The organism is Prosthecobacter sp., assembly GCF_049294395.1.
GTDB lineage: Bacteria > Verrucomicrobiota > Verrucomicrobiia > Verrucomicrobiales > Verrucomicrobiaceae > Prosthecobacter.
Genome location: NZ_JBAQCR010000188.1, coordinates 1 through 4991, shown reverse-complemented (window position 1 = coordinate 4991; position 4991 = coordinate 1). Strand labels below are relative to the sequence as shown.

3 protein-coding genes are annotated in these 4991 nt (G+C 63.9%); 2 read left to right on the top strand and 1 reads right to left on the bottom strand.

Annotation, left to right across the window (positions count from 1 at the left end; all coding sequences use genetic code 11):
• Nucleotides 1-84: 84 nt before the first annotated feature.
• Complete coding sequence (locus WAW39_RS12315) at nt 85-987, bottom strand: LysR family transcriptional regulator (RefSeq protein ID WP_422319205.1); 903 nt, start codon at nt 985-987, stop codon at nt 85-87.
• Nucleotides 988-1115: 128 nt separating this feature from the next.
• Between WAW39_RS12315 and WAW39_RS12310 the strand changes: the two genes are divergently transcribed.
• Both WAW39_RS12310 and WAW39_RS12305 read left to right on the top strand, forming a co-directional pair.
• On the top strand, nt 1116-2015 hold the full coding sequence (locus tag WAW39_RS12310) for a carbonic anhydrase family protein (protein ID WP_422319203.1): 900 nt from the start codon (nt 1116-1118) through the stop codon (nt 2013-2015).
• A 654-nt stretch (nt 2016-2669) separates the two neighbouring features.
• Nucleotides 2670-4853 (top strand): peptidase domain-containing ABC transporter, encoded by a 2184-nt coding sequence (locus tag WAW39_RS12305; protein ID WP_422319201.1) that lies wholly within the window; start codon nt 2670-2672, stop codon nt 4851-4853.
• Nucleotides 4854-4991: the final 138 nt, after the last annotated feature.

Genomic DNA, 4991 nt, shown 5'->3' with positions numbered 1-4991 from the left:
CACCCTTCAGAAAAAAATCCTGAAATTCTGGAATCTTGTTAATCCTGTCTAAACGGGCCCCCAAGCCACCCACCAACACTCGCATCACCCACCGCCCACTCTTCTCCGCTCGATCTTCGGTTTCATCAGCTCCCGCAGAATCAAATTCGGAAACCTCCGACTCGGCGTGATCGCATAGAAGCTTTCCTTGATCTGCGGAAACTTGTGCCGCTCCACCAGTTCCCCGCTTTCGAGTTCGTCTTTGACCACCACGGGCGGCACCAGCGTCACGCCGTGCGTTTCACGTGCCATCAGTCGCAGCATCGCCATGTCATCCACTTCCGCCGCGATGATGGGCCGGATTCCCGTCTGATCCATCAGCACATCAAACGCCGTGCGGATGCTGCTCTCCAGACTTGGCAGCACGATGGGCACCGTTTCCAGATCCTCGGGAAAACGAAACGGCTTCATCCCGCGCTTCTTGTGCCCCACCAGGCTCACCGCCTGCTCATCCAGCAGATGGCTGTGCCAGCCCGTCTCCGCATCGCGCCGCACGGGCGTATTCGAAAGCACCACATCCAGCGTGTGCGTCTGCAACTGCGCCAGCAGCTCGCGCAGACTCCCCGAGTGGATGATCAGCTCCACATCATCCCGCGGAATCAGCGGACGCAAAAAGCTCAGCTGGAAATTCCGTGACAAGTTCGATGCCGCCCCCACGCGCAGCAGCCCACGGCTCCGCCCCGCGCGATTCTTCAGCAGGTCCGTCAGCTCCTCCCCGCTGTGGAAAATCGCATTCGCATACTCCAGCGCGATGCGCCCCGCCTCCGTCAGCACCAGCGCCTTGTGCTTCCGCTCAAACAACGCCAGCCCCAGGCTCTCCTCCAGGCTGCGGAGCTGCACGCTCAGCGCCGACTGCGACAGCTTCAGGTGCTTCGCCGCCTGCGTCAGGCTTCCCTCCGTGGCGATGGCACGAAAGTAGCGCAGGTGGTGGTAGTTGAGAAAAGGCATGATCCATGCTTTTACCAAAGCGAACGATGTCTGCCAATTCTTGAATTGGAACGAATTGCATGCACGCCAGAGATAAACCATAGAACCACCTCACCCCCTCAGCACACTTACTCATGAATCAGCCCCACATGAAACGCGTCTCCATCATCTGCGACCCCGCCGTGGAGGAGCACGTGGACGCACTGCTCGAAGAGATCGGCGCCGAGGGCCACATGACCGTCCCCGTGCGCGGCATCGACTCCCATGACGCCGATCCCGCAGACAGCGTCAAAGTGCAGATCGAAGTCACCCTGGACGCCGCCCGTGCCGAAATACTCCTCCAGCGCATCCAGAGCGATCTCATCGCCTCCGAGCCCTCCATCGCCGCCTACGCGAGCGACATACCGGAGGAAGACATCGCGGACAGCCACGTCACCACCGCCGAGGAGCAGGCCCGCCTGACCCCGGATGAGGTGCTGCAGCACTTCAAAGACGGCAACAGGCGCTTCCGCAGCGGCCAGGTCACCCGCCGCGATCACCCCGCGCAGGTCCGCAAATCCGCCGTCGGCCAGTATCCCAAGGCCGTCGTGCTCAGCTGCCTGGACAGCCGCGTCCCTGTGGAGGACGTTTTCGATCAGGGCATCGGCGATGTCTTCGTGGCCCGCGTCGCGGGAAATCTGGTGAATGAAGACATCCTCGGCAGCATGGAGTTCGCCTGCAAAGTCGCCGGAGCCAAGATGATCCTCGTCATGGGCCACCAGCACTGCGGTGCCATCAAGGGTGCCATCGACGACGTACAGCTCGGCAACCTCACCACCCTCCTCGCCAAGATCAAACCCGCCGTGGCCCTGAGCAACAACTTCCCCGGCGAGCAGGTCTCCTCAAACCCCCTCTACATGCGCCACGTGGCCCGCAACAACGTCCGCCACGCCGTCTCCCAGATCCGCACCCTGAGCCCCATCCTCAAGGAGATGGAGGACAAGAAAGAGATCAAAATCGTCGGCGCCTTCTACCGCCTCACGGACGGGACGCTCGAGTTCATCGAGTGATTTGGGGTGTGGAAGGTGGAGCAGTGTGCACAGCCCCCTTTTACAACACATCGCAGCTCTGAAGGCACAGGCCCCTCAAGCCACGCGCCAGCGTCTTGGACTGCGGTGGCAAAGATGCATGGCGCAAGCCTGCATCGCCGACACCGCTTTCGCGAGGTGAATAGCTTCCTCCGGCCTCAGCGCACCGTCCTGCCTGCGAAAGCGGCGTCGCGCCCAGGCTTGCCGCACGCACTCCCAAGACGCTTCGCGCCCGCGAGGGCACCAGCCCTCAAGCCACGCGCCAGCGTCTTGGACTGCGGTGGCAAAGATGCACGGCGCAAGCCTGCATCGTCGACACCGCCTTCGCCCGGTAAATCACCCTCACCAGCCCAGCGCTCCAGGCGCGCGGACCTCCGAGTCCGCAGCACCCCGCAAGCACAAGCGCCGCTCCGCATCCACCCTGCCGCCATTCCTCATCCGCAGCCAGCGTCCCCGCATTCCCAGTGCCCTGCATGCAGCCACCGTCGCTGCGTAAAAACACACCTCCACACCCCATCCCCCTAAGCCACAGCGCCATCATCTCCGCCTGATTACATTCATCGCTATTTTTTGCAGTCAAACAGGTGAGTCCACCTGTGCTGGCAACACGTATAAGACGCGAAATTTCCTTCAATTTTGACACCGCCATCCACTCCCCCGCCCATCCTTTCCCCCACGACTCTGCTGCAGCTCTCCGCCATCCTCGGCAGTGAGATCTCACCTGAGCGTGCCCGTTTAGCCATCCACCACGCCACGCAGGCGCAAAGCGATCCCCTCGCGCAGCTCAGCGCCGCCGCTGCCGGTGCAGGCATGCTGGTCTCGCCCGTGCGCCTGCCCCTCAGCGAGGCCGTGTGGCAGGCCCATGCAGACTCCCCCGTGGTCATCTGGAGCAGCGTGGAGAGCCGCTGGCTCGTCATCACCTACGCCGGCTGGTTCAGCCTCCGCCTCGCAGACGGGGAGCATCCCACCCACCGCATCACCGTCACACGGCAGGCCCTCGCAAACCTCGTCGGTGTGGAAGGCGTGCATACCGTGGTGGAGGCTGGTATCGTCCACCTGGACCGCGCCGCGCAGGAGATCAGCGCCGCAAAGCCGCACGGTCACGGCCACGCCGCGCATCATGACCACGCAGGCCTCAGCCCCGCGCGGCGCTTCATCGGCATGCTGCTCGCAGAGAAGCAGGAAGTCCGCACGCTGCTCATGTTCTCCGTCATCTCCGCGCTGCTCTACCTCGCCGTGCCCATGGCGGTGGATGCCATCGTGAGCAATCTCGCCTTCGGCGGCCAGGCACGCCCCTACCTCCAGGCCCTCGTCATCGTCTCCCTCGCGCTCTTTGGCTGCCTCGGTTTGCAGGCCGTCGTCACCGGCTTCCAGTTTTATGTGTCAGACATGATTCAGCGCCGCATCTTTGTGCGCGCCGCATCAGACCTGGCCTACCGCCTGCCACGCGTGAAGGCGCAGGTGCATGATGAAGTGCACGCCCCGGAAATGGTGAACCGCTTCCTCGATGTGGTCACTGCGCAAAAATCCACCGCCCTGCTGCTGCTCGATGGTGTGAACCTCGTCTTTGGCGGCCTCATCGGCATGCTGCTGCTCTCCGTTTACCATCCGCTGCTGCTCATCTTCGCCGCCGTCCTGCTGCTCCTCATCATCCTCAGCCTCTGGCTGCTCGGCCGCGGCGCGGTGGACACCAGCATCGAGGAATCACGCATGAAGTACGACCTCGTGAACTGGTTTGAAGAAGTCGCGCATTTCCCCTTCCTCTTCAAAGGCCCCGGCGGCAGCCGCATGGCCCATGAGCGCGCCAATGAACTCAGCACCGGCTACGTCATGGCGCGCGGCAGGCACTTCCGCGTGCTCATGCGCCAGGTCGCCGCGCTGCTCACGCTGCAGGTCGTCGCCTCCGCCGCCCTGCTCATCGTCGGCGGCTACCTCGTCATCAGCCAGCAGATCACCCTCGGCCAGCTCGTCGCCAGTGAGATCATCATGAGCGGCATCGTCGCCTCCCTCGCCAAGCTGGGCAAAAAACTCGAAGCCTGGTACGACGCCATGGCCGCCATGGACAAGCTCGGCCACGTCTTCGATCTCGAAACCGAGCGCGAAGGCGGCGAAAAGCCCGCCACACACGGCCTCGGTGCCGAGGTCGTCGCCAGCCAGATCTCCTTTGCCCACATCCCCACCCTGCCGCTCTTCAGCGGGCGCAGCTTCACCATCCCCGCAGGTGCCAGCGCCGCCATCGTGGGCCCCCATGGTGCGGGCGCCAGCTCCCTGCTGGACATCCTCTTCGGCCTGCGCCAGCCCTCCGCCGGCTTCGTCACCATCGACGGTGTGGACCTCCGCAGCTGGGACCTCGAAGCCCTGCGCGAAAGCACCCAGCTCCTCCGCCGCGATGAAATCATGGACGCCACCGTGGTGGAAAATCTCCGCCTCGGCCGCAGCGACATCGGCATGGATGAAATCCGCGCCGCACTGAAACAAGTCGGCCTGCTGGATGAACTCCTCGCACGCCCCGAAGGCCTGAATCTCCACCTCAAGATCGGCGGCGCACCCCTCTCCGGAAATCAGCGCATGCGCCTCCTCCTCGCCCGCGCCCTCGCCCAGCGCCCCCGCCTCCTGCTCATCGACGAATTGCTCGACAACATGGACGACGCCTCCTTCGCCCAGCTCTCCGATGCCATCCTCGGCAAATCCCAGCCCTGGACCGTCATCGTCACCACACGTGATTCCCAGGTCAGCAGCCGCTGTGATCACCTCATCGAGCTCGCCCCCTGCCGCCTGAGCGATGGCACCACCCCGAAATCTTCCGCCACCGCCGCATGATCTTCTCGTCCTCGTCCTCGTCCTCCTACTCGAACTCGTCCTCGATCCCAGCGCCCCGCACCCGCCCATGACGCCGACCTCCACCGCCCCCCTCTTCTCAGCAGCGCCGCCGCTGCCCGCGCTCAGCCTCGCCAGCCC

What these genes read in the sequence shown, in the direction of transcription:
- WAW39_RS12315 (WP_422319205.1), bottom strand. Translation starts at nt 987, where the DNA reads ATGCCTTTTCTCAACTACCACCACCTGCGCTACTTTCGTGCCATCGCC.
- WAW39_RS12310 (WP_422319203.1), top strand. Translation starts at nt 1,116, where the DNA reads ATGAAACGCGTCTCCATCATCTGCGACCCCGCCGTGGAGGAGCACGTG.